Source organism: Ruegeria sp. SAZA006, from assembly GCF_059613465.1.
Genome location: NZ_JBXWSO010000006.1, coordinates 106,305 through 128,567, shown reverse-complemented (window position 1 = coordinate 128,567; position 22,263 = coordinate 106,305). Strand labels below are relative to the sequence as shown.

Below are 22,263 nucleotides of genomic sequence, written 5' to 3'. Positions count from 1 at the left end.
CAGTTCCGGCTGGCAGGGCGAAGAAATTCAACGGTTGCGAAACAGCCCGCCCAAGATACCGCGAACGATGCGGCGTCCTGTGGTTCCTTTCAGCTCTTTGATGACTGCCTCGCTCATGGCAGAGGCAAAGCTGTCTTGCTTTCGGACCGATCGCGCTGACGATCGCGCTGACGATCGCCCTACTCTGCTGCCGCTGTATCTGCGCGCCGCCGAATACTCCCGCTCGGACACCGACCGGGTGTCGTCTTGCTCCTCGGGTTCGGCTTCCTCGGCCTCGGCCGCGGCCTTCGCCGCGCGCGCCTGCAGGATTTCGAATGCCGACTTGCGATCCAGAAGCGTTTCGTATTTCCCAGCCATCGGAGACGCCGCCATCACAGCCTTGCGCTCGGCGTCGGTAATCGGGCCCAGTTGTGAACCCGGCGGACGTATCAATGTCCGCTCGACCATACCGGGCGCGCCCTTCCGTTCGAGCATCGAGGTCAACGCCTCACCCACTCCGACCTCCCGGATCGCGGTTTCCGTGTCGAAGGCCGGGTTTTCCCGATAGGTTTCCGCGGCCAGCCGCAAATTCTTGCGATCGCGTGCTGTGAAGGCGCGCAAAGCATGTTGGACGCGATTGCCCAACTGCCCGAGGATATCTTCGGGAATGTCGGCCGGGTTCTGAGTAATGAAATAAACTCCAACGCCCTTGGATCGGATCAATCGCGCGACCTGCTCGACCTTATCCACCAGAACCTTGGGCGCATCGTCGAACAGCAGATGAGCTTCGTCGAAGAAAAAGACCAGCTTGGGCTTGTCGGGATCGCCGACTTCGGGAAGTTCCTCAAACAGTTCGCTCAGCAGCCACAAAAGGAACGTGGCATACAGCCCGGGCGCGCCCATCAGCTTGTCAGAAGCCAGGATATTGACCATCCCGTGGCCGTTTTCATCCAGCCGCATCAAATCCGAAAGTTCGAGCGCGGGCTCACCAAACAGCCGCGCGCCGCCTTGGTTTTCCAATACCAGCAATCGTCGCTGTATGGCGCCGATCGAAGCGGTCGAGACATTTCCGTAGCGCAGGGACAATTGTGACCGGTTTTCACCAATCCAGACCAGAAGAGCCTGCAGGTCCTTGAGATCCAGAAGCGGCATCCCTTCTTCATCCGCAACCCGGAAGGCGATGTTCAGCACACCTTCCTGCGCTTCGCTCAGGTCCAGAAGCCGGGAAAACAACAGCGGTCCCATCTCGGTAACCGTTGTCCGGACAGGGTGGCCTTGCTCACCAAACAGATCCCAGAACGTGACTGGGCACGCGGCATAGGAATAGTCGGCAAACCCGATGCGTTGGGCACGGTCCATGAAGGCCTGGTGCAACTTGTGATCGGGGCTACCGGGACGCGCCAGTCCGGACAGGTCACCTTTGACGTCTGACAGGAAAACAGGAACGCCCTGCTGCGAGAACCCTTCGGCCAGGATTTGCAGGGTCACGGTCTTGCCCGTCCCCGTTGCACCGGCAATCAGACCGTGCCGGTTTGCATATTTCAGCGTCAAACCCTGCGGCTGCTTGTAATCAACACCGCCACCGCCGACAAAAACGTTTTCCGTCATATTGATACGTCCCAAAACTTAGCGTCCCGGCACCACCATACAAACTTAACCTTTGACTGCGATAGTGATTTTGCCCGCCTCGCAATTCCCTCGTGTGGTGGGCAAACTTCCTCCCTGTCGACTGGCTGTGCTTTCGGGCACAGCCCTTTTTTTGAAATTGCCAAGTTTCTGCTTGTGGAAACATTAAATTTCGCTGTTAGCAGTTGACCACTGGGTTCGCCTCTCGTAACGTTCGGGCATAACTAAGTCGGCCAGTCCGACGGGGAGATACATTGATTGAAGGGAGCCGCACGTACGGCTCCCTTTGTCGTTTGTACTCAAAGGCTTCTCGGCGTCACTTCAGGTGGCCTCCGATGGGTCGGCGAAAATCCGTCCAATCCCGCGCGTGGGGCGCGCTTTGCAACTGACATGGCGGAGCAGGAATGCTAGAGACGTTTGAAAAAGCTGTATCAGCACAATGAGGCACTGATGATCACCAAACTTGTTCCAGCCACCCTGGTAACGGCTGCATTGCTGGGCTCAGGCGCGTTCGCCCAGGAAGCCACGACTGAAACTCAAGAGCAGACCCAAGCCGGTCAGACCACGGATACCGGCTCCGACCTGGATCTGGGTCAAAGCGGCCCGCGTGTCGGCGAGCAATATGTCCGCGAGAAGTCAGGCGACTGGGAGATCTCCTGCATCAAGGCGCAATCCGGCGATGACCCCTGTGCGATGGTTCAGATTCTCAACGGTGCGCAGAATGAACCTCTGGCCGAGATCACCGTTGGCAAGCTGCCCGCCGGTGGTGCCGCCGCGGCCTGGGCGAACGTCATTGTTCCTCTGGAAACTCTGCTGCAAGCACAACTGGCCATCTCGATCGATGGCGCACCTCGCAAGCTGTACAACTATCATCACTGTGTTCCGGTCGGTTGTGTTGCGCAGCTGGGTCTGACGCAGGGCGACATTGACGCGATGAAAGCGGGAACGAAGGCTACCATTTCACTGGTGCCCGCACGCGCGCCCGATCAGGTTATCAACATGGATCTGTCGCTGAGCGGATTTACCGCTGCCTTTGACGGCCTGGAGGTCAACACCAACTGATCACGCCAAGATGAATGACCAAAGCCGCCATCCCCCGATGGCGGCTTTTTTCATACCTTCTTGAGGGCCAACACCGCGTTCAGACCGCCAAACGCAAAGGCGTTGCTCAATGCCACATTCACCTCGGCCTCGCGCGCCTCGTTTGGTACGACGTCCAAAGCGCATTCCGGGTCGGGTTCTTCATACCCGATGGTCGGAGCAATCACGCCGTCACGGACGGCCATGATACAGGCCAACAGTTCAACCGCGCCGGTTCCGCCGATAAGGTGGCCGTGCATGGATTTGGTCGATGAGATCATCAGATCGTCGGCATGGCGTCCGAACACATCCGCGACTGCTGCGCATTCGGTCTTGTCATTGGCGGCGGTTCCGGTGCCGTGGGCGTTGATATAGCCCACGTCACTTGCGTTCAGCCCGGCGTCCTTCAAGGCCCCGGCCATGGCGCGGGCCGCGCCCTGCTTGCTGGGCATTACGATATCCGTCGCGTCCGATGACATCGCATAGCCCGCAACCTCACACAGAATTTCAGCGCCGCGAGCACGCGCATGTTCGTATTCCTCGAATACGAACACACCGGCGCCCTCGCCCTGAACCATGCCATTGCGATTTGCGCTGAACGGCCGGCAGGCGTCCTTCGACATAACCCGAAGGCCTTCCCAGGCCTTGACCCCGCCAAAACACAACATGGATTCCGACCCGCCGGTAATCATCGCCGGGGCGGCGCCACTGCGCACCATCTGGAACGCCAGCGCCATCGCGTGGTTGGACGATGCACAGGCCGTCGAAACGGTGAAGCTGGGGCCTTTGAGGTTGTGCTCCATCGAAATGTGGCTTGCCGCCGCGTTGTTCATCAGCTTCGGAACGACGAATGGATGGACCCGGTTCTTCCCGTCTTCGTAGACCGAGCGGTAGTTGTCATCCCAGGTCGAAACACCACCGCCGGCCGTTCCCAGAACGACCCCCGACCGCACGGCCAATTCGCCGTGAAACTCCAGCCCCGACTGGTCGATCGCCTCTTTGGCCGCAGTCAGAGTGAATTGCGTGAAACGGTCATACAGCGCCATCTGCTGGCGATTGAACCGACCCTCGGCCTCGAACCCGCGGACCTGGCCGCCAATTTTGATGCTCAGTCGGTCGACATCACGAAATTCAAGCTCGGAAATGCCGCAACGGCCTTCGCGCATCGCTTCCAGGGTGTCGGGCACGGAATGGCCCAGCGAATTGATCGTGCCAGCGCCGGTGATGACAACCCGTTTCATGACCGCGGATCAAACCTTTTCCGCGACCAGCTTTTCGATCCCGGCAATGATCGCCGCAACATTCGAAATGTCGAAATCACTTGCCGTCGGTTCGTTGGCGTTGAAGGGGATCGAGATGTCGAATTCTTCCTCGATGGCAAAGATGCTTTCAACGAGGCCCATGCTATCGATCCCGAGATCTTCAAGAGAGCTTTCGGGCGTCACGTCGGACGGCTCCAGCACGGCCTGCTCTGCAATGATTGCGATGACGCGGTCGCTGATGCTCATGTCGTTCCCCTGATTGTCGCGTTGCGGTTGATTTAGTCGCTCGACGAGGGTTTGAAAACCGTCTTTTTAAGCGCCTCTACGTCACGGGCCATGCGTGGAAGCCGACGCTGCGCCTTGTAGATTTCGGTGTGCGTTTCCATTTTCACGCCCGGATAGCCCATGATCACACGACCTGCCGGGACATTCGAAAGTATCTTGGTTCCACCGCCCGCGATCACGCCGTCACCGATGAAAATATTGTCGACGACTCCGGTCTGGCCACCCAAAACCACGTTGTTGCCGATCTCGACCGAACCGGACACGCCGGTTTGACCGCACAGCAGACAGTCTCTGCCGACCTGAGTGTTGTGCCCGACATGAACAAGATTGTCCAACTTGGAGCCGTCTCCGATGACGGTGTTGCGGATCGTACCGTTGTCGATGGTGCAGTTCGCGCCAACCTCGACATCATTGCCGATCTGGACCGCACCGAGCGAATGGATGCGCAACCAGCTCTGCGCCTTGGCATCTCCGGCGTCGCCCATGGTCTTGCGCACGTTTTCCACCCCGGACACCTCGGGCGTGACAAAGCTGAACCCATCCCCGCCGATCCTCGCTCCGGGCTGCGCAATAAAGCGATCGCCAATCATGGCGCGCGCACCGATGCTGACCATTTCGCGCAACAGGCAGTTCTCGCCCAGCACGACATCCATACCCACGTGGCACTGGGCGCCGATCACCGTTCCGGACCCGATGCGGGCCCGGGGGCCGACAACGGCCAGAGGCCCTATGGACACATCTCCGGCGATCTCGGCCGTCGGGTCCACGACCGCCGAAGGATGGATCCCGGGTGCGACGCCCTGCCCCCGGTCCAGCATCGTGGTAATTCCGGCCATTGCCATACGGGGGCGGCCGACAAAAACGGCGCCCTCCAGACCCAGTGCGCGCCAGTCGGCACCTTCCCACAGAACAGCACAGCGCGCCTGACCCTCAGCCAGCGCCTCGGCGTATTTCGGAGCCATCGCCATAGCCAAATCGGTCGGACCGGCATCCTTGGGCTCGGCCGCCCTCAGAATCGTCAGGCTGGTGTTTCCCTCGGCCGGCGCCCCCAGTGCATCGGCGATTTGCTGTAAGGTGAACTGCATCGCGGGCTTCCTTGTCGCAGGATTTGCGCCCCGTGCTTACCCCTGAACGTTCGGCAGGGCCACCCCTGCTTTTTGCAGGGCATCCCAAATCTTCTGATCCCGCCCATAGACATCGCGCCGATACTGCACGTCGCCCCTCGGCCCGACGAATGCGGTGCGGTAAATCAGATGAACCGGGACCGGCTGCTTGAGGTCAACCTTGGTTTCACGCCCAGTGCCCAGAACCCTGTGGAAAAAGGCCTTGGGGTCCTCTTCCTGTTTTGCCAGCAAAGCATATGCGAAATCAAAGGGTTGCGCCAAACGAATGCACCCGTGAGAGAAGGCGCGCACTTCGCGTGCGAACAGGCTCTTCTGCGGGGTGTCGTGCAGATAGATGTTGTACTTGTTGGGGAACATGAACTTGACCAGCCCCAGAGCGTTGCTCTGCCCCGGAGGCTGGCGCATCGCAAACGGGAAGCTGCGAGCCGTGAACTGGTTGAAGTCCACTGCATTGCGGTTCACCTGTCGCCCACGCCGATCGGTGATCTCTAGATGCCGTACGGCATTGGGGTTGGCCCGCAACTTCGGCAGGTATTCCTTGGTGATGATCGAGCGCGGCACATGCCAGCTGGGATTGATCACCATGTGTTCCATCACGTCCGAAAACTCGGGGCTTTGACGATCGCTGGTGTTTTTGCCGATCACCGCACGTGTTTCGAATGTCACCCGACCATCGTCGACGATTTTCGCGGAAAAGTCGGCCTGATTGACCAGTACATGCCGTGCACCCCTCTCGCGAGGGAGCCAGCGTTCACGTTCCATCGCAACCATCACCGCTTTGAGCCGATCAGAAGGTGAACGGTTGATTTCGGCAATCGTTCCCTGGCCGGCGACACCATCTGGTTCAAGTCCATGGGCGCTTTGGAAGGCTTGCACCGCGGCCACCATAGAGTCGTCATATTCCGGGCTGGCCGTGGGCTTGAGGAACCCCATCGCAACCAGACGATTACGCAGCTTTAGTACACTCGGCCCTGTATCGCCGCGTTCGTATTTTCCGGTTGGAACGGTCGGCCCCCATTCACCATGTTCGTTCAGTGACTGCAGCGCCATCTTCTGCTTGAGCAGCGCCCGGTACTGACTGGACTGCGGCGGAAGCTGCGCGAGATAAGAGCCGTCGGTGGACTTCATCATCGCCGCAAGATGTTCCGAGGCCGGCTTCCGTTCGACCGCACGCACGAGGCCGGCGTCGATCTGAGCCGGGCGCAGCAGCCCGGACTGAATATCCTGCGCATAGCGGACAAACGCCTCGCTCAGCGCCGCCTCAAGCGCTCCGAGATCGCGGTTTGACCGAGCGCTCTGCATCTTCGCCATCAGGCCATCAACGTCATATCGTTCGGCCGGAAGCCCATGCATCTGGGCATGGGACAATGCTTTGATAAGTGCCGATCGGCGTGCCGCGTGACCAGAGGTAGCACCGACCCAAATCGGCGCGAACTCCTGTTCTCGGTAAAAGGACGCGATTTCCGGGGTTGTCCCTGCACTTTCCGCGACAGCCATCCGAAAGGCGAAACTCTCAGCCTGGGTCGGAGCCGCCGGAACGGATGTGGCCGACACGGCGATGCTTGCAGCAAACAGAAAAATCGTACAGGTCCGACGGACAGAATTCATGGGATAGCCTTGGTTTTCAATAACTTGGAACACTAGTTTTTGCGCCCGACAATTATGTTTCACGCGTCGGGGGATTGTCCACTCACATTTCCAACAGCACATCACACCGCCGCCCCCTGATGCGCGTTTGCATCGTCTGGAAAAAACCGAAAGGAATTCAGGCCTGTTCGCCACATTTTTTGTCACTTGCGCAGATTTTCGCCGAAAATTCCCCGTAAGAACGCACAAGACCAAAAGATCACTTGGCGCAAGAATCCCTCTGTGGCATAAAATCCGCATCTGGGATGGGAAAGAATTAAGAAAGCGCACGTAACATCGTGTGCAGGCAGGAACTGTACGGGACGAAACACGCTATGACCAAGAGCAGTACCTCGGGGATGACCCGGCGTGCCCTATTGGGCGCATTCGCGGCAACGGCAGTTGTTGCAGCACCAACCTACTCAAACGCAGCAGGCTTCCTTCGCGGGGGCGGAGACATCCGCAGGATCCGTATGTATTCGGGTCGTACCGGCGAGCGTTTGGATATGATCTACTGGGTCGATGGCAAATACGTCAAAGACGCCGTCAAGGAAATCAACCACTTCATGCGTGACTGGCGCACCGATCAGTCAAAGGACATGGATCTGCGCACGATCGACATCATGGCCGCGGCCCACAACCTTCTGGATGTGAACGAGCCCTACATGCTGTTGTCGGGCTACCGCTCTCCGCAGACCAACGCCATGCTGCGCCGCCGGTCGCGCGGTGTCGCCAAGAACTCTCTTCACGTCAAAGGCCAGGCTGCGGATCTGCGGCTTGCCTCCCGCTCGGTCTCACAGATGGCCAAGGCAGCCATTTCGTGCCGTGCCGGCGGTGTCGGCCAATACTATGGATCAAATTTCGTGCACATGGACTGCGGCGACGTTCGCTCCTGGCGCGGCTAATTCACTACCACTCACCAACCCCGCAAAAGGCCCCGGCGCATCACTGCCCGGGGCTTTTTGCTGCATAGCGCCCATCCGGCAGTGGCGGACACAGGCGCAGAAGTGCTACGCCTTGAAACTGTGGAAGAAAGTGGCGCACCTGAGAGGATTCGAACCTCTGGCCTCTGCCTTCGGAGGGCAGCGCTCTATCCAGCTGAGCTACAGGTGCGTTGGCCGTTAGCTAACCTTGTTCCGATCCGGGTGCAACTGGATTTTGCACGTCCGAACGCGGTTTAGCGACGAACAATCAGGCAAACAATTCGTGCGCCAGTTCCAGCGCATCGATCAGCGTGTCGACCTCATCGGTGGTGTTGTACAGACCAAAACTCGCGCGGCAGGTGGCCGTAACCCCGAGATGATCCATCAACGGTCCGGCGCAATGGTGCCCCGCCCGAACGGCGACGCCCTTCTTGTCGAGAATGGTGGATACATCGTGCGCGTGGCCCGCACCATCCAGCGTAAAGCTGAAGATAGCGGCCTTGTCAGGCGTCGTCCCCTGAACCTGCAGCCAGTTCAGCCCGGTCAGGCGCTGCATTGCGTAGTCGCGCAAGCCCGCCTCATGGGCCGCGATATTATCCATCCCCAAACTCATCATGTAGTCCAGCGCAACGCCCATGCCGATTGTCTGGACGATACCCGGAGTGCCGGCTTCGAATTTCATCGGCGGATCGTTGTAGATCACCGTGTCTTTCGACACCTCCTTGATCATATCGCCTCCTCCGATGAAGGGGCGCATCTCGGCCATGCGTTCCGATTTGATGAAGATCGCGCCAGATCCCGACGGACCGTACAGCTTGTGTCCGGTAATAGCGTAGAAATCACAGCCGATATCCTGCAGATCCACCGGCATGTGAACCGCGCCCTGGCTTCCGTCGACCAGCACAGGCACGCCTTTGGCATGGGCGCCTTCGGTGATCGCCTTTACGTCAACCACGGTACCCAGAACGTTGGAACACTGGGTCACCGCCACCAGTTTGGTCTTGGGCCCGATGGCGTCGATCACGGCCTGCGGATCCAGCGCACCACTTGCATCCACGTCCACCCATTTCAGAACGACGCCCTGGCGTTCGCGCAGGAAATGCCAGGGTACGATGTTGGCATGATGCTCCATGACGCTCAGAACGATTTCATCGCCGGCCTGCATCCGTGGCATGGCCCATCCATATGCGACAAGGTTGATCCCCTCGGTCGTCCCGGAATTCAGGACGATCTCATCCTCATTCGCGACATTCAAAAACCGGGCGACGGTCCCGCGCACGGATTCGTACTTTTCGGTCGCCAGGTTCGACAGGTAGTGCAATCCGCGATGTACGTTCGAATACTCGTGCGCATACGCGTTGGTGACTGCATCTATCACCACCTGAGGTTTCTGCGCCGAGGCCCCATTGTCGAGATAGGTCAGGGGTTTCCCGTTCACCTCACGCGAGAGGATCGGGAAATCGGCGCGGATTTTCTGGACGTCATACATGATCGAATTCCCTAAACAGGCCCGCTTGGGGTCATCAACAGGACGAAAGGTATCGCCAGCAATCCCGAGATGAGGATGACCACAAAGGATTTGCCCAGCGAGTCGAAATGGTGCGCCTGATTGATGAAATGCAGGCTGATGTAGAGGCTGTACAGGCTCATCCCCAATACGAGGATCAGGAACATCGTCGGCGCGACCATCACCATGACGAAGATGATCAATTGGCCCAGAATCTGCAGGAATTGCAGCCAGACCATCAGCAGCATCATACCGTCCAGGCTGCCGGTGCCGCCAATCATCCTGCCGACAAAATGAAACGCGAAGATGCCCAAGAGAACGGCTCCGGCCGAAGTCGCCAACGACTGCACGACCGGTTCAAACGCCATATCCAGCGATGGATCAAGCGCCGGAAACACAAGGGTCGATAGTGATTGAGACAAAGCGTTCAGGACAACGACCAATGCCAGCGCTGTCCAAAGCACATCCCGACCGGGTACTCCGGCCAACAGACGCCTTGCCGCCTCGGCCGGATTTGCCAATGTCAGAACGGCCAGATGTCCCAGAAATGCGGCGTTCATGCCCGCGCCCTTCGTGTTTGAGAAAACCCGGAAAACCAGAACCAGACGAATACCGCAACCCAAAGGGCTCCGGTCAGTGTCTGGACAGGGCCCGGACCGATGAAACCAGCCACCAGCCCGTTCAACAACACCAGCGGTGATGAGGCGAGCAAAGCCCAGAACAGCGCAAGCCGCGCCTGATAGGACGTGGTTGCACCGCCGAACATGCGAGAAATCAGGTGAGTTCCCCATGCAAGGACGTAAAACAGCAACGGCAGAATGAAGACCGACCCCAGCAGGGCCCCACCCATCAGCATGTTCAGGTCCAGCCCCTCAAGATGGGCACGGCGCGCAAGGCCCGGCAACTGTGCGATAAAGCCAATCACACAGAACGCCATGACAAAGGCCAGCGCGCGGTCTTCGCGCGGGCCCATGTCCAGAAGTCGACGCACAACTCGACCGGGCCCGCGATACGAGGCGACGATATCGGTGGTCACCGGCATCAGCTGTGCCGCGCCAACCAGCCTTCCAGCCGCGAGACGATGTCCTCGGCCAGCGCTTCGTCTTCGATCTCTTCCACGGCTTCTGCCAAAAAGGCCAGCGTCAGCATGTTGGTCGCGTCCTTGGCCGGAACCCCGCGCGAGCGCAGGTAGAACATCGCGGTCTCGTCGATCGCACCCGAGGTCGAGCCGTGCGAACAGGCCACGTCATCGGCATAGATCTCAAGCTCGGGCTTGGCCAGAAACTGACTGTCGTCATCCAACAGCAAAGACTGGCTGATCTGGTAACCGTCGGTCTTCTGGGCGCCTTCCTTGACCAGGATCTTGCCCTGGAATACGCCGGTCGCGCCGTTGCGCAGAACCTTCTTGAACACCTGACGGCTTTCGCAGTTCACCGCGTCATGGGTGATGAACACCGTGTCGTCATGGTGGAAGTCGCCATCGCCCACACAGGCACCGGCCACATGCGCCACCGCATCGTCGCCGGTCAGCTCGACCACCTGTTCATTGCGCGTCAGCACACCATTCACGGTCAGGGTAAAGGATTTATAAACGGATTCCTTGCCCAACCGGGTGAACATATGCGTCGCGGCGCGGCGCTGATGGTCCCTGCCCTGCGCCCGGACATGGTGCAGCGTGCCGCCATCGGCGATGTCGATCTCGATGCATTTGTTGAACCGCGAGGCCGCCGGGCCATTCTCCAGAATCGTCACCTCGGCGCCGCTTTCCACGCGGATCACGTGGTGCAGGATTGCGTCCGAGGTCTCGGAGTCGTGGCGATAGATCAGGCTGATCGGCTTGGACGGTTTGCCGGTCACATGAATCGCCACGCCGTCCTGCGCAAAGGCGGTGTTCATGGCCGCGAGCGGGCGCTGAACCGGGGTTTGGCCCCTTTCTTCCAGAACACCATACAGCTGCTTGGCCCAGTGGATGTCCTTGCAGCAGATATCCTCAAGCCGGTCGATGCTCACGCCTTCCAGCGTCAGATCATCGCTGTCCTCGGGGCTGAATACGCCATCGACGAAGACGATCTTCAAGCGGTCAAACCCGTCAAAGACCATCGGCTCGTCGGTGTGGAATACCTCGGCCACCGGAACCTCGGGCGAGATCAGCGTATCGGGACGCGTGTATTTCCAATACTCGTCGCGCCGCCCGGGCAGACCCATGGCGCGCAGCCGGGCCAGGGCCGCCTCACGCGCTTCGCGGGTGCAGCCCGCTTCGGGCATGCGCAGCGTGGCGAGCCGCGCCTCGGTCGCGGATTGTTTCACATCGGGCAAGGCCATCAGTTCACCTCGGCAAGAATGTCGGCGTAACCGTTGTTTTCGACCTCCAGCGCAAGCTCAGGCCCGCCGGTCTTGACGATCCGGCCATCGGCCATGATGTGCACCACGTCGGGTTTGATGTGGTCCAGCAGGCGCTGATAGTGCGTGATCACCAGAAACCCGCGGCCTTCGTCGCGCAGCGCGTTCACGCCCTCGGCCACCAGCTTCATCGCATCCACGTCAAGGCCCGAGTCGGTCTCGTCCAGGATGCACATCTTGGGTTCCAGCATCGCCATCTGCAGGATTTCGTTGCGCTTCTTCTCACCGCCCGAGAAGCCCACGTTCACGGGGCGTTTCAGCATGTCGGCGTCGATCTTCAGCGACTTGGCCTTTTCGCGGATCAGCTTGAGGAAGTCGGCGGCCGACAGTTCCTCTTCGCCGCGCGCCTTGCGCTGGGCGTTCACGGCGGTGCGCAGGAAGGTCATGTTGCCCACGCCCGGGATTTCGACCGGGTATTGGAACGCGAGGAACACGCCGGCGGCGGCACGCTCTTCCGGCTCCATCTCCAGCAGGTCGGCGCCATCCAGAGTCGCCGAACCCTCGGTTACCTCATACCCGTCACGGCCCGAAAGCACATAGCTGAGCGTCGACTTGCCCGAGCCGTTCGGCCCCATGATCGCGTGTACCTTGCCGGCCTCGACCGTCAGGTCCACGCCCTTGAGGATCTGCTTTTCCTCTTCCTCAAGTTTGACGTGCAGGTTCTTGATTTCCAGCATGTTTTTTCCTTTTGCGTATCGTCGGGACGCGCCGGCCCCGGTTTGTCCCTATCCCAGCACTCTGCGCAGCAGCCGCGCCGCGATCCATCCCAGGACCGCCCCGCCGCCGATTGCCCAGACCGGGTTGATGAAATCGGTGTAGTTGACGTTGACATAGGCCACGCCCAGCAAGCCGCCCAGAACCGGCAGTGCATAAGACGCTGCGGTCAACGCATCATCCCTGCGGTTGCGCGGCGAGCGAGCCATCAGCCGACCGAGCCTTCCAGCGAGATCGCGACCAGTTGCTGGGCTTCCATGGCAAACTCCATCGGCAGCGCCTGCAGCACGTCCTTGCAGAACCCGTTGACCACCAGCGCCACGGCCTCTTCCTCGTCCATGCCGCGCTGGCGGCAATAGAACAGCTGATCGTCATCGACTTTCGAGGTGGTGGCCTCGTGCTCGACCCGGCTGCTGTTATTCTTGACCTCGATATACGGAACGGTGTGCGCCCCGCATTTGTCGCCGATCAGCAGGCTGTCGCACTGGGTATAGTTGCGGCTGTTCTTGGCCTTGGGGTGCATCGACACCAGCCCGCGATAGGTGTTCTGGGCCTTGCCCGCGCTGATGCCCTTGGACACGATACGCGACTTGGTGTTCTTGCCCAGATGGATCATCTTGGTGCCGGTATCGGCCTGCTGCATGTTGTTGGTGATGGCGATCGAATAGAACTCGCCCTGGCTGTCATCGCCTCGCAGGATGCAGGACGGGTATTTCCAGGTCACGGCACTGCCGGTCTCGACCTGCGTCCACATCACCTTGGACCGGTCGCCTCGGCAATCGGCGCGCTTGGTCACGAAGTTGTAGATGCCGCCCTTGCCGTTCTCATCCCCCGGGAACCAGTTCTGAACGGTCGAGTATTTTACCTCGGCATCTTCTTCGACGATGATTTCGACCACTGCGGCGTGCAGCTGCGCGGTATCACGCTGCGGCGCGGTACAGCCTTCCAGATAGGACACGTACGAGCCCTTGTCGGCGATGATCAGCGTCCGCTCGAACTGCCCCGTGTTTTCTGCGTTGATGCGGAAATAGGTGCTCAGCTCCATCGGGCAGCGCACGCCGGGCGGCACATAGACGAACGAGCCGTCCGAGAACACGGCCGAGTTCAGCGTGGCATAGAAATTGTCCGACACCGGAACAACCGAGCCCAGGTATTTCTTGACCAGTTCGGGGTGTTCCTTGATCGCCTCGGAGATCGAGCAGAAGATGACGCCGGCCTTCTTCAGCTCGGCCTGGAAGGTCGTACCCACCGAAACCGAGTCGAACACCGCATCCACGGCGACCTTGCGGCCCTCGGCCGGGGCATCCTCGGCGCCTTCGACGCCTGCCAGAATCATCTGCTCTTTCAGCGGGATACCCAGCTTTTCGTAAGTGGCCAGCAGCTTGGGATCGACCTCGTCCAGCGACTTGGGCTTGGTCTCCATCGACTTGGGCCGGGCATAGTAATACTGGTCCTGAAAGTCGATTTCAGGATAGTGGACCATGGCCCATTTGGGCTCTTCCATCTGGGTCCAGCGCTCGAAGGCCTTCAAACGCCATTCGGTCATCCACTCGGGCTCTTCGTTCTTTTCCGAGATCAGCTTGACGATATCGGGGTTCACGCCCTTGGGCGCATACTCCATCTCGATATCCGTATCCCACCCGTATTTGTAGGTTCCGACCTCGCGTACCGCGTCAACGGTTTCCTGATCGACACCTTCTTTTACCTGGGTCTGGTCCAAAGCGGCCATGTTCCACCCTCCGTCAGATCACGCGGCCCGCGCGCGATGCTTTTTCTCTTTTTCCAGCCACGTCTCGGCGAAACGCAGCACGTCTTCTTCACTCGTCTCGGGGCCCAGCGAAACGCGTACCGCGCTGGCTGCCGTGGCCTCGTCATATCCCATCGCGGTCAGTACCGCGCTTGCCCTCACCTTGCCGCTGGAGCAGGCCGAACCGGCGCTGATCGCAAAGCCCGACAGATCCATCTGCATCACCTGCGTTTCGCCCTTCCAGCCGGGCGTCGCAAAGCACAGGGTGTTGGGCAACCGATCCTGATCTTTCCCGACAAAAATAGTAGATTTAGAACCAGCCTCAAGGGCCTTTTCTAGAATATTTCTAAGTTCTGCAACCTTTTCCCAAATCCCGTTTGCTAGATCCCGCGCCGCCGCTTCAGCCGCAGCGCCAAACCCCGCGATTCCAATGACATTTTCCGTCCCCGACCGGCGCCCCATTTCCTGGCCACCGCCCTTGATCCGGGCCTCCAGATCGGTGCCGCGTTTCGTCACCACCGCGCCCACACCCTTTGGCCCGCCCATCTTGTGCGCCGAGACCAACGCCATCTGCACATCCAGCCAGTTGAAGGCGATCGGCAGTTTCCCGAACGCCTGCGTGGCATCTGTGACAGCCAGTCCCTTGGGCAAGGCCTGAATGATTCCGGTTTCAGAATTGGCGAGCTGCAACGTGGACCGGGCCGGGTCGGCCACGGTGACAACGCCTTGGCTCGAAACCGGTAGATCCTCGACGATCCAAGCCCTTACGGCATCATGTTCGATCGCCGCGCCATGCAGGTCTCGCCCCTCCAAGGCCAGCGCCGCGCCTTCCGTCGACCCGGATGTGAACACGATATCGGCCCCTTCCGCCCCAAAGGCCGCGGCCACCTGCGCACGCGCCTTTTCGATGACGGCCTTGGCCGCTCGCCCCTCGGCATGCACCGAGGACGGGTTCCCGCAGACCTCCATCGCGGCGATCATCGCGTCGCGTGCCTCGGGGCGCAGCGGGGTCGTGGCGTTGTGATCCAGGTAAACACGTCTCATGGACTCACCTTTTCATCCACGGCCACACCCTTCGAGATTCCCAATCCACTCACCGGTCAATCATCCACGACCGAGAACAGCCCAGGCACCGCTGGACACGGCGCAAGGTCGTTCTGGATCACATCGGACAAGCGTGTCTGGTGCAGGAACACGTAGACATGCGCGCTGAGACTTTCCCACAGGCGGTTGGTCAACGACTGCGCTCGGCTGCCCGAGGATCCCCCCGAAGCCCCGGCCCCCTTGTGCATAGCATCAACTGTTTCATCCACGGCTGACAGAATCTCGACCACGCGGATCTCCGACGCCGGCCGCGCCAAACGATAGCCGCCGCCCGGCCCGCGCACGGATGCAACCAGATCGGCACGGCGCAGCTTGACGAACAGCTGCTCCAGATAGGGCAGCGAAATGTCCTGACGCTCGGAAATCTCTCCCAGGGTCACCAGCGTGTCGGCGGGCTGAAGCGCGATGTCCGCCAACGCAACCATCGCGTAACGGCCCTTGGTTGACAGCTTCATTCTTCGATCCTCGTCGCTTGAACCGCGTGAAAACATTGACGTCGCCGCGGTCAGTGCGTATCTCCGACTGACAGCGTGTTCACGCTGCGATACTCAATTAGAACCGTTCTAAGGTGCCTGACGATAACCGTCAAGTATATCCCGGCGCCCGCGAGAAAAAGACAGGACAACCGCACACATGCCCGAGGTGATTTTTCCCGGACCTGAAGGCCGACTGGAAGGCCGTTACCACCCCCAAAAGGAAAAAGACGCACCGATCGCCATCGTGCTGCACCCGCACCCCCAGTTCGGCGGGACCATGAACAACAAGGTCGTCTACAACCTGCACTACGCGTTCTACAACATGGGCTTTACGGTCCTGCGCTTCAATTTCCGGGGCGTCGGCCGCAGCCAGGGCGAGTATGACCAGGGCGTCGGAGAACTCAGCGACGCAGCATCGGCGCTGGACTATCTGCAGTCGATGAACAACAACTCGAAACACTGCTGGGTTGCGGGCTTTTCGTTCGGAGCCTGGATCGGCATGCAGTTGCTGATGCGTCGCCCCGAGATCACCGGCTTCATCAGCGTGTCGCCGCCCGCGAACATGTATGATTTTTCGTTCCTTGCCCCCTGCCCCTCGTCCGGGCTGATCATCAACGGGACGGCCGACCGTGTAGCACCGCCGGCGGACACCACCGCACTGGTCGGAAAACTGCACGAACAGAAGGGTATCACCATCACCCATACCGAGGTTGAAGGAGCCGACCACTTCTTCCAGGGTGGGCACATGGATACGCTGATGACCAACGTGAACGACTACGTCAAACGCCGCCTGACCGAGAACACACGCTGATGTCCGACACCATCACCATTCTCGCGGCGAAACTGGCCGAGGATACGATGAAGGTCATGGACGAAACCGGCCAGGATCGGTTCTACGTCGAAGTCGGTGACGTGCTGGGCGCAGCCTCCCAATCGCTTGAGGAGGCTTTCCTTACCGAAATCCGCGTCCGGTTGGCCGAGCGCAAGGCGCGGCAATTCCTGATCAAGAGGCTGTCGGATCACCGGTCCAAAGTGAAGGCGATCGAAAAGCAATAGGCGCACAAAAAAGGAGCCCGCGGGCTCCTTTTTCGTTTCATTCGTGGCGTTCAAACTGTTGTTGCGCTTGACCTATCAACCAATTTGGCTGCGTCAGTATCGACGGACCCCCCGTCAGCAAGCCACCCAATCGCCACGATTATTGCCGAAGCAAATACGACCGTTTTTGCAAATGTCGTCATGAAACACACTCGTTAAAAAAGTAATCGAAAACGTGTATTAGTTTACACGCTTTATGGCCTTGCCATAGTCGGGTTTACCTGACCCTAGGTGAACCAACGAAAGGGGCGACTGCCTGAATTTCCTTGCGCCGTTTCTGAATTCTGTGCTCAACGTCGCAGCAGATGCATCAAGGGTTCAAGAACCATGCCCCAAGCCTACCTGATCCTCCTTCTCGCTGTTATTGCCGAGACAATCGGAACGACCGCACTGCAGGCCAGCCAGCAATTCACCCGGTTCTGGCCCTCGGTGCTGGTGGTGGTGGGCTATGGGTTTGCCTTTTACCTGATGGCGCTGACGCTGAAGGTAATGCCCGTCGGCATCGTTTATGCAATCTGGTCCGGGCTTGGCATCGCTCTGATTGCGCTGATCGGCTTTGTGGTTTTTGGCCAACGGCTGGACTGGCCCGCGGTTCTGGGCCTTGCGATGATTCTAGGCGGCATTCTGGTCATCCACCTCTTTTCGCAGACTGCGGGCCACTGATCGCGCGTTAGGGCTGGTAACTTGTGCCGCGCCGCGTTATGCGCGCGGCAACTTCCCGTTCAAAGGCTGACCTCATGGACCTGCGCAACATCGCAATCATCGCTCACGTGGACCACGGCAAAACGACCCTGGTGGACGAGCTACTGAAACAATCCGGTGCATTCCGGGAAAACCAGGCCGTGGCCGAGCGTGCCATGGACAGCAACGATCTCGAACGTGAACGCGGCATCACCATTCTGGCCAAAGCCACCAGTGTCGAGTGGAAAGGCACGCGCATCAACATCGTTGACACCCCCGGCCACGCCGACTTCGGTGGCGAGGTCGAGCGTATTCTCAGCATGGTTGACGGCGTCGTGCTGCTGGTCGATGCCGCCGAAGGCCCGATGCCCCAGACGAAATTCGTGACCTCGAAGGCGCTGGCGCTGGGTCTGCGTCCGATCGTGGTGCTGAACAAGGTCGACAAGCCTGATGCCGAGCCCGACCGCGCGCTGGACGAGTGCTTTGACCTGTTCGCCAACCTCGGCGCCGACGATGACCAGTTGGATTTCCCCGCCATGTATGCCTCGGGGCGGTCGGGCTGGGCCGACATGGAACTGGACGGCCCACGCAAGGACCTGTCCGCCCTGTTCGATCTGGTAGTCGACCACGTTCCCGCCCCCAAACAAGCTGAGCGCAAGGATGAACCCTTCCGCATGTTGGCGACCACGCTGGGCAGCGACCCGTTCATCGGTCGCATTCTGACCGGCCGTGTGGAAAGCGGCACACTCAAAGCGGGTGACAGCCTCAAAGCGCTCAGCCGTGACGGCAAGCTGATCGAGAATTTCCGGGCCACCAAGATCCTGGCCTTCCGTGGTCTCAGCCAGCAACCGATCGACGTCGCCGAAGCGGGCGACATCGTAACCATCGCAGGCATGAGCAAGGCCACCGTTGCGGATTCGCTGGTGGCGCCCCAGGTGGATGAGGCCCTGCCCGCCCAGCCGATCGACCCGCCGACCATCACGGTGACCTTCGGCATCAACGACTCGCCGCTGGCGGGGCGGGACGGCAAGAAGGTCCAGTCGCGCGTCATCCGCGACCGCCTGATGAAAGAGGCCGAATCGAACGTGGCCATCCAGATCACGGACACCCCCGGCGGCGAAGCCTTCGAGGTCGCGGGCCGCGGTGAATTGCAGATGGGCGTTCTGATCGAGAACATGCGTCGCGAAGGGTTCGAACTCAGCATCTCGCGTCCGCAGGTTCTGTTCCGCGAGGAAGACGGCCAACGCCTGGAGCCTATCGAGGAAGTCACCATCGACGTGGATGACGAATTCTCGGGCGCAGTCATCGAAAAGGTGACAGGCGCGCGCAAGGGCGAGTTGGTTGAGATGCGCCCCGCAGGCGTTGGCAAAACCCGCATTATCGCGCATGTACCGTCGCGCGGTCTGATTGGCTATCACGGTGAATTCCTGACCGACACCCGCGGGACCGGCGTTCTGAACCGCGTGTTCCACGGCTGGGCACCGCACAAGGGCCCGATCCCCGGCCGCCGCGCCGGCGTTCTGATCTCGATGGAGAACGGCCAGGCCGTCGCATATGCGCTATGGAACCTGGAGGAGCGTGGGCGGATGTTCGTCGGCCCCCAGACCGATGTGTACCAGGGTATGATCATCGGCGAACACTCGCGGGATAATGACCTTGAGGTGAACCCGCTGAAAGGCAAGAAACTGACCAACGTGCGGGCCAGCGGTTCGGACGATGCCGTTCGCCTGACACCACATGTCCAGTTCTCGCTGGAGGAGGCCATCGCCTACATCGACGACGATGAGCTGGTCGAAGTAACTCCGAACGCGATCCGGCTGCGAAAGCGGTTCCTTGACCCGCACGAACGCAAGCGCATGGCCAAGTCAGCCTGACTTCGGTCCGTTCGATTTTGAACGGGTCGGAAACAATGGCGCGAATGTGACATTTTTGCGTCCATCTGAAACGGTGTTTTCTCAGGGAAGCCATGAATGGTTCATGGCTTCCCTTTTGTTTTACCTGCAATTTCGTCCATAAGATGAGTTAATTCCGCATCGCTATCGCGGTGTTGCCCTTGAAAATGCGACGTGATAGGGGTGTATTTGTGTTCAAAGTGTGTCATCGCCAGGTTGTTCGGTGATGAGTTTAACGAGTTTAAGGAGGCGCGATATGCGCATCAAATCCCGTCTACTGACAATAGTATTTGCTTCAGCTTCATTGCCTCTGATGTCCGGTGGACCTGTTGTCGCCGCGGACAAGTGTACGATCCAGACAGCCCGGCAGTCGGTTTCCACAGAAACCCTGTGTGCCTGTACGGTCGTGGATGCACGGATGCTGCGTTACATCCAGCGTCGTGCCGATTTCGAAGACATTCTTGCCCGCACTTTGCAGACCTGTCCTGCCTTTGCGGCCGTACTGACGGATTTCCCGACCGCGTCGATTGGTACGGTTGATCAAAGATCCGGCGACGGCCCTTCGGAACAGAGCGGGAGCTCAGGCGGTGGTAGCTCCAGCGGCGGTAGCTCCAGCGGTGGCAGCTCCAGTGGAGGCGGTTCCAGTGGTGGCAATCCTCCACCGGCGGCACCTCCGGGAGGTTCAGGCGGTAGCTCCAGTGGTGGCAGCTCCAGCGGTGGTAGCTCCAGCGGTGGTAGCGCCAGCGGTGGTAGCTCCAGCGGTGGTAGCTCAAGCGGCGGCAGCTCCAGTGGTGGGTCCGGCGACGGCGGTGGCAGCTCCAGCGGCGGCAGCTCCAGCGGCGGTTCTGGCGATGGTGGAAGCTCCAGCGGAGGCAGCTCCAGCGGCGGTTCTGGCGATGGTGGAAGCTCCAGCGGAGGCAGCTCCAGCGGCGGGTCCGGCGATGGCGGTGGCAGCTCGAGTGGCGGCAGCTCCAGCGGTGGGTCCGGCGATGGTGGTGGCAGCTCAAGCGGCGGTAGCTCCAGCGGTGGATCTGGTGACGGCGGCTCTGGTGGTGGCGACGGCGGTGACGGCGGCGGCTCCGGCGATGGCGGCTCGGGCGGTGGCGACGGCGGTGACGGCGGCGGCTCGGGTGATGGCGGCTCGGGCGGCGGCGACGGTGGCAGCTCAAGCGGCGGCAACGGTAACGGCGGCGGCAACGGTAACGGCGGCGGCAACGGTAACGGCGGCGGCAACGGTAACGGCGGCGGCGTTAACGGTAATAATGGCGGTGGAAATGGATCGGAAGGCGCAAGCCCTGGTCAGGGCAACAACGCCAACAACGACGAGGACTAACCGCCTTTGGGCGTGATGCCACGTTTCAATGGCAATCTGGCATACAAATGACAAAGGGCGATGAATTCATCGCCCTTTTTTGCTGGAGGCTCCAAGAAACTTAAATTCTCTGTTGCTTCTCAGCTCCGCCCGTAGATCCCAACCCAACGCTGGGGCTGTTTCGGGTCCTGCATCCGCAGGAACAAATAGCGTGTAGCCGACCAGGGCTTGATCCGATTGGTCAGGTTGTCCAGTACGAGATCACCCTGATTGGAGCGGTAAACCAGAACCGCGTGAGGTCCGCGACGGGTGTCCAGCACGGTCGCCAGCAAAAGCTTGTTGGGATCAATTCCAGCCTTGATCAGGTCACGCTTTTTCAGCAGCGCAAAATCCTCGCAATCACCGCCGCGCGATGTTGGCAGGGCCCAACGCTCCCGCGTCTTGTACTGCACCTGATCCGTGACCTCACGCGTTGTCGCATTGACCTGGGCATTGATTTGCTTGACCAGTCGCAGCTCCTGATGGCTGGGCAGCGAAACCGATTTCTTGTTCGCACAGGCCCACGCATACTGTCGGCACAGTGTCCGTGCGCCCGACGGCGGTGGCGAAGCCGAAAATCCCGAAATGAAAGCTGTCTCTGAAGCGCTGGCTTGTCCTGTCGTAAGAACGGCACCGCCGATCACTCCCAACACACCCAGAGCCAATGTGGCCTTTCTGGCTGCGCGACTTGCCACTGCGTTGAACCTGTCCAAAACCCGATTCATGCCTGTCCCTCGATCCCATACGTTCGACTGACTGCCGCTTCTGAGGACCATATTCTGCTTTTGGAAACTATCCGTTAACAGACTGGCTCTGGCAATCCTCGGTCAGGTTGTCGGCAAAAAACGGCGGAAATTCGTAACTCAATATGACCTTTTCTGCGCAAGAAAATGGCGAAGCCTGACACAATTAGAGGTAGAACGTCATAATTTCACCGCCACAAAAAGGCTCAACCATTTGAAAACATGCGGAAATTTTATTGCGGGACGTGATCACCGGAACAATTTTGGCCCAATTCCCGGATCGGCGTCGCAACTTTGTCTGACGTTGCGTCATCCAAAGCGGGTTCCGGAGCCGATCCAAAACCGGCTCCGGCTGATTCTCACTCGGTCGTTTCGACGACCAGCAATTCGCGCTCGCTTGCGCCCCGGGCGTGGCTCAGGGCTTCTTGGTATTCAGCCGAGTTGTAACAGGCGACGGCGGCTTCAACCGACGGGAACTTGGCCACGACATTGCGGGGCCGCTCTTTGCCTTCCAATTGGACGTAGCGTCCTGCACGGGCAATGAACGTGCCCCCGTGTTTGGAAATGGCCGGGCCGGCAAGCTCGGCGTATTTGCCATAAGCTTCGGCATCAGTAACCGTGACATGTGCTATCCAGAGTGCTGGCATC

The 22,263-nt window shown here is 59.9% G+C and carries 23 protein-coding genes and 1 tRNA gene; 7 read left to right on the top strand and 17 right to left on the bottom strand.

The window, feature by feature from the left end:
• Nucleotides 1-27: 27 nt before the first annotated feature.
• Entirely contained in the window at nt 28-1,587 is a 1,560-nt protein-coding gene (locus AC2FNZ_RS07695; protein WP_496840102.1) for a helicase HerA-like domain-containing protein, read from the bottom strand.
• A gap of 468 nt (nt 1,588-2,055) precedes the next feature.
• Between AC2FNZ_RS07695 and AC2FNZ_RS07690 the strand changes: the two genes are divergently transcribed.
• Nucleotides 2,056-2,667 (top strand): invasion associated locus B family protein, encoded by a 612-nt coding sequence (locus AC2FNZ_RS07690; protein ID WP_093962962.1) that lies wholly within the window; start codon nt 2,056-2,058, stop codon nt 2,665-2,667.
• A gap of 50 nt (nt 2,668-2,717) precedes the next feature.
• Here the strand turns inward: AC2FNZ_RS07690 and AC2FNZ_RS07685 are convergent, their stop codons facing one another.
• From AC2FNZ_RS07685 to AC2FNZ_RS07670, 4 genes are read right to left on the bottom strand one after another with little or no spacing between them, the layout of a single operon-like run.
• Complete coding sequence (locus AC2FNZ_RS07685) at nt 2,718-3,926, bottom strand: beta-ketoacyl-[acyl-carrier-protein] synthase family protein (protein WP_093962085.1); 1,209 nt, start codon at nt 3,924-3,926, stop codon at nt 2,718-2,720.
• A gap of 9 nt (nt 3,927-3,935) precedes the next feature.
• Nucleotides 3,936-4,193 carry an acyl carrier protein gene (locus AC2FNZ_RS07680; protein ID WP_093962086.1) on the bottom strand — a complete coding sequence of 86 codons (258 nt, stop codon included), beginning with the start codon at nt 4,191-4,193 and terminating at the stop codon, nt 3,936-3,938.
• 32 nt (nt 4,194-4,225) lie between these two features.
• Entirely contained in the window at nt 4,226-5,317 is a 1,092-nt protein-coding gene (gene lpxD / locus AC2FNZ_RS07675) for a UDP-3-O-(3-hydroxymyristoyl)glucosamine N-acyltransferase (RefSeq protein WP_170418844.1), read from the bottom strand.
• Nucleotides 5,318-5,353: 36 nt separating this feature from the next.
• Nucleotides 5,354-6,964 carry a L,D-transpeptidase family protein gene (locus tag AC2FNZ_RS07670; RefSeq protein ID WP_496840100.1) on the bottom strand — a complete coding sequence of 537 codons (1,611 nt, stop codon included), beginning with the start codon at nt 6,962-6,964 and terminating at the stop codon, nt 5,354-5,356.
• A gap of 353 nt (nt 6,965-7,317) precedes the next feature.
• Here AC2FNZ_RS07670 and mepK point away from each other — a divergent pair, with 353 nt between their 5' ends.
• Nucleotides 7,318-7,887 carry a peptidoglycan L,D-endopeptidase MepK gene (mepK, locus tag AC2FNZ_RS07665; protein ID WP_170338571.1) on the top strand — a complete coding sequence of 190 codons (570 nt, stop codon included), beginning with the start codon at nt 7,318-7,320 and terminating at the stop codon, nt 7,885-7,887.
• A 131-nt stretch (nt 7,888-8,018) separates the two neighbouring features.
• Here mepK and AC2FNZ_RS07660 read toward each other — a convergent pair.
• The 10 genes from AC2FNZ_RS07660 to iscR all read right to left on the bottom strand — a co-directional run bounded on the left by AC2FNZ_RS07660 (nt 8,019) and on the right by iscR (nt 15,832).
• A tRNA-Arg gene (locus AC2FNZ_RS07660) sits at nt 8,019-8,095 on the bottom strand.
• 78 nt (nt 8,096-8,173) lie between these two features.
• Nucleotides 8,174-9,394, bottom strand: coding sequence for a cysteine desulfurase (locus AC2FNZ_RS07655; protein ID WP_170367122.1), 1,221 nt, complete (start codon nt 9,392-9,394; stop codon nt 8,174-8,176).
• Nucleotides 9,395-9,405: 11 nt separating this feature from the next.
• Nucleotides 9,406-9,972, bottom strand: a complete 567-nt coding sequence (locus AC2FNZ_RS07650) for a Yip1 family protein (RefSeq protein ID WP_170390145.1) — start codon at nt 9,970-9,972, stop codon at nt 9,406-9,408.
• Nucleotides 9,969-10,454, bottom strand: coding sequence for a YIP1 family protein (locus AC2FNZ_RS07645; RefSeq protein ID WP_093962092.1), 486 nt, complete (start codon nt 10,452-10,454; stop codon nt 9,969-9,971). The genes AC2FNZ_RS07650 and AC2FNZ_RS07645 overlap by 4 nt, the downstream gene beginning before the upstream one ends.
• On the bottom strand, nt 10,454-11,734 hold the full coding sequence (gene sufD, locus AC2FNZ_RS07640; protein WP_496840099.1) for a Fe-S cluster assembly protein SufD: 1,281 nt from the start codon (nt 11,732-11,734) through the stop codon (nt 10,454-10,456). Before sufD ends, AC2FNZ_RS07645 begins: the two co-directional genes overlap by 1 nt.
• Nucleotides 11,734-12,489, bottom strand: coding sequence for a Fe-S cluster assembly ATPase SufC (sufC, locus tag AC2FNZ_RS07635; RefSeq protein WP_170338566.1), 756 nt, complete (start codon nt 12,487-12,489; stop codon nt 11,734-11,736). Before sufC ends, sufD begins: the two co-directional genes overlap by 1 nt.
• Nucleotides 12,490-12,537: 48 nt before the next feature.
• A complete protein-coding gene (locus AC2FNZ_RS07630) occupies nt 12,538-12,735 on the bottom strand; it encodes a hypothetical protein (protein WP_093962095.1) in 198 nt (65 codons plus the stop codon).
• Nucleotides 12,735-14,255, bottom strand: a complete 1,521-nt coding sequence (gene sufB / locus AC2FNZ_RS07625; protein WP_170339113.1) for a Fe-S cluster assembly protein SufB — start codon at nt 14,253-14,255, stop codon at nt 12,735-12,737. The genes AC2FNZ_RS07630 and sufB overlap by 1 nt, the downstream gene beginning before the upstream one ends.
• A gap of 18 nt (nt 14,256-14,273) precedes the next feature.
• Nucleotides 14,274-15,317: a cysteine desulfurase family protein gene (locus AC2FNZ_RS07620; RefSeq protein WP_496840097.1), complete on the bottom strand. Its 1,044-nt coding sequence runs from the start codon at nt 15,315-15,317 to the stop codon at nt 14,274-14,276.
• 56 nt (nt 15,318-15,373) lie between these two features.
• The gene (gene iscR, locus AC2FNZ_RS07615; RefSeq protein WP_093962098.1) at nt 15,374-15,832 is read right to left on the bottom strand and encodes a Fe-S cluster assembly transcriptional regulator IscR; all 459 of its coding nucleotides are present in this window, start codon (nt 15,830-15,832) and stop codon (nt 15,374-15,376) included.
• Nucleotides 15,833-16,010: 178 nt separating this feature from the next.
• Between iscR and AC2FNZ_RS07610 the strand changes: the two genes are divergently transcribed.
• The 5 genes from AC2FNZ_RS07610 to AC2FNZ_RS07590 all read left to right on the top strand — a co-directional run bounded on the left by AC2FNZ_RS07610 (nt 16,011) and on the right by AC2FNZ_RS07590 (nt 20,870).
• Complete coding sequence (locus tag AC2FNZ_RS07610; RefSeq protein WP_496840096.1) at nt 16,011-16,664, top strand: alpha/beta hydrolase; 654 nt, start codon at nt 16,011-16,013, stop codon at nt 16,662-16,664.
• The gene (locus AC2FNZ_RS07605; protein ID WP_093962100.1) at nt 16,664-16,909 is read left to right on the top strand and encodes a hypothetical protein; all 246 of its coding nucleotides are present in this window, start codon (nt 16,664-16,666) and stop codon (nt 16,907-16,909) included. Before AC2FNZ_RS07610 ends, AC2FNZ_RS07605 begins: the two co-directional genes overlap by 1 nt.
• A gap of 366 nt (nt 16,910-17,275) precedes the next feature.
• Complete coding sequence (locus AC2FNZ_RS07600) at nt 17,276-17,611, top strand: DMT family transporter (protein ID WP_093962101.1); 336 nt, start codon at nt 17,276-17,278, stop codon at nt 17,609-17,611.
• A gap of 74 nt (nt 17,612-17,685) precedes the next feature.
• Complete coding sequence (gene typA, locus AC2FNZ_RS07595) at nt 17,686-19,503, top strand: translational GTPase TypA (RefSeq protein WP_170338557.1); 1,818 nt, start codon at nt 17,686-17,688, stop codon at nt 19,501-19,503.
• Nucleotides 19,504-20,330: 827 nt separating this feature from the next.
• Nucleotides 20,331-20,870, top strand: a complete 540-nt coding sequence (locus AC2FNZ_RS07590; protein ID WP_496840095.1) for a hypothetical protein — start codon at nt 20,331-20,333, stop codon at nt 20,868-20,870.
• Nucleotides 20,871-20,973: 103 nt separating this feature from the next.
• On the opposite strand, the gene AC2FNZ_RS07585 is transcribed toward AC2FNZ_RS07590, so the two are convergent.
• Complete coding sequence (locus AC2FNZ_RS07585) at nt 20,974-21,597, bottom strand: transglutaminase-like cysteine peptidase (RefSeq protein ID WP_170338554.1); 624 nt, start codon at nt 21,595-21,597, stop codon at nt 20,974-20,976.
• 377 nt (nt 21,598-21,974) lie between these two features.
• Entirely contained in the window at nt 21,975-22,262 is a 288-nt protein-coding gene (locus AC2FNZ_RS07580) for a DUF1330 domain-containing protein (RefSeq protein ID WP_093962104.1), read from the bottom strand.
• Nucleotide 22,263 lies beyond the last annotated feature (1 nt).